This is a genomic window from Candidatus Acidiferrales bacterium, assembly GCA_035934015.1.
GTDB lineage: Bacteria > Acidobacteriota > Terriglobia > Acidiferrales > UBA7541 > DAHUXN01.
The window spans coordinates 1-2,078 of the sequence record DASYYH010000009.1 but is presented as its reverse complement, the minus strand read 5'-3'; the positions used below and the strand labels follow the sequence as shown (position 1 = coordinate 2,078).

The window sequence follows — 2,078 nt, the reverse complement described above, 5'->3', positions numbered from 1 at the left end:
CGACAAATCGAAGTGGCAGGTCGACCCGTTCGGCGCCGTGATCCAGAATGGCTATCTCTACGGCCGAGGCGCGATTGACGACAAGGGCATGACCATCGCCAACGTCGCCGTGATGGTCGCGTTGAAACGTTCCAACGTGCGCCTCACCCGCGACGTCATTTTGCTCGCCGAAGGCGACGAAGAACAGGGCGGCCAGGCGGGAATGAAATTTGCGTTGGACAAATACTGGGAGAAAATCGCGGCCGGATATTCCCTGAACGAAGGCGGCCGCGTAATTCTAAAAAATGGCAAGGTGCAATATGTCGGCGTGCAAGCGGCGGAAAAAGTGCCGGTGGACGTCACCGTGACGGCCACGGGAACTTCCGGGCACGGATCAGTCCCGCCGCCGGACAACGCCCTCGTGCGTCTCTCCGAAGCGATTGGCAAAATCGGCGCATACCAAACGCCGTATCAGCTTACGCCCGTAACGGAGACTTATTTCGAGCAGCTCTCGACGGTCACTGATCCTGAAATCGGAAAATGGATGCGCGCGCTCGACAACCCAGTGCGCTCGGACTTGGCCGAGAAGAAAATTTCCGAAGCGAGCCCCGTCTGGAATTCCATGATGCGCGATACGATTGCTCCCACAATGTTGAACGCGGGCATCCGGCCAAACGTGGTGCCTTCCGAAGCGCAAGCGACGTTGAATGTCCGCTTGCTCCCCGGAAATTCAATCGACGGACTGCTGCTCAACTTGAAAGGCGTCGTCAATGATCCCAAGATTACATTTCACGCCGATACTTCGATTGGCGAAGCGGCTCCGTCTTCATCTCTCGAAAGCGAATTGTTCAAGACGATCCAGCAGGCCACGCAGGAGGAATTTCCCGGCGTGCCCGTTGTGCCCATGATGTCCACGGGCGCGACCGATTCTGCGTATCTGCGATTGCGCAATGTTCAAGCGTATGGGCTGCTGCCGTTTCCGCTCACCGAGGAAGACACGTTGCGAATGCACGCGGACAACGAGCGTATTCCGCTCGATTCGTTCCGCAAGGGAGTTGAATTTCTCTACCGTGTCGTCAGCGATTTCGCGGTGGCAAAATAGACTTCGGCGAACCTAATCAATTGACCCAATTGTCCGGCGGCGGGGGAGGCTCGTCGCGGTGGCGCTTCTGGTAGACCTCGAATTTGCGCAGCATTCGCCTGCGCTTCCAATCGGAAACGCGATTACGGTAGGAGTAAAGATATGATCCTCTTCGCAGATAAAGGTAGCCCACGAGCATGCCGCCAAGATGGCAGATGTGGCTAACGTTATCTCCGCCGGCGCCCAGCGTGCCAAAAAACTCGATCATCACCATGATCCCAACGTAGACGCGCATCGAGATCGCCACGGGAAACGGAATCAGCAGAACCCGCATCTGCGGAAACAAAACGGCGGCCGCAATCAGCACGCCGTAGATCGCTCCGGACGCGCCAATCGTCGGAATCGTCGAAGTGCCCAGGCCGTGCGGATCCAAAATCGTCTTCACAATCACATTGATAATGCCGGCGCCGATGCCGCAAAGAAAATAATAAATGTAGAACCGCCGCTGACCCCACGCCCGCTCGACGCTGCGCCCAAACATCCACAGCACGAACATGTTGATCAGGATGTGCCAGACGCCTTCGTGCAAAAAAAGATAGGTAAATGGCTGCCAGATGAAGCCGTGAATCGTATATTTCGGAACCAACCCGAAATAAAGAAGCCAGAAATTCCATCCAGCCGGGCCAAAAAACACGCGGGACAACTCCTGAAGAAGAAAAACAGCGGTGCAAGCAAGCACTAGAAACTTGATCGCGGGTGTGATGGACCAGTCCCAATCGAACTGAAAGCCGGAAGTGCTTGTGGAATAACGCCGCATAGTAACCAAAGCAGTGTAAGCGGCAAAAGCCGCGGAGTCAAAACGGGCCGAAGCTTAGAGGGAAAACTGCCTCGAAAGGGCAAAAAAGGAGGCTCTTCAAAAAGGCCTTATACTAGACTGACATGTCAGTTTATTCACTTAAAGAGTTAACACGCTGACGACGCTTGGGACCGTCTTGTGCCCAATTTGCCCACTTTTCGT

At 55.1% G+C, this 2,078-nt stretch carries 2 protein-coding genes; one reads left to right on the top strand and one right to left on the bottom strand.

Features of this window, described 5'->3' with window-relative positions; all coding sequences use genetic code 11:
* The coding region (locus VGR81_04865; protein HEV2288266.1) for a M20/M25/M40 family metallo-hydrolase at positions 1-1,081 on the top strand (1,081 nt) is incomplete at its 5' end.
* A 16-nt stretch (positions 1,082-1,097) separates the two neighbouring features.
* Here the strand turns inward: VGR81_04865 and VGR81_04860 are convergent.
* Positions 1,098-1,877, bottom strand: coding sequence for a rhomboid family intramembrane serine protease (locus VGR81_04860; protein ID HEV2288265.1), 780 nt, complete (start codon positions 1,875-1,877; stop codon positions 1,098-1,100).
* Positions 1,878-2,078 lie beyond the last annotated feature (201 nt).

What these genes read in the sequence shown, in the direction of transcription:
- VGR81_04860 (HEV2288265.1), bottom strand. Translation starts at nt 1,877, where the DNA reads ATGCGGCGTTATTCCACAAGCACTTCCGGCTTTCAGTTCGATTGGGAC.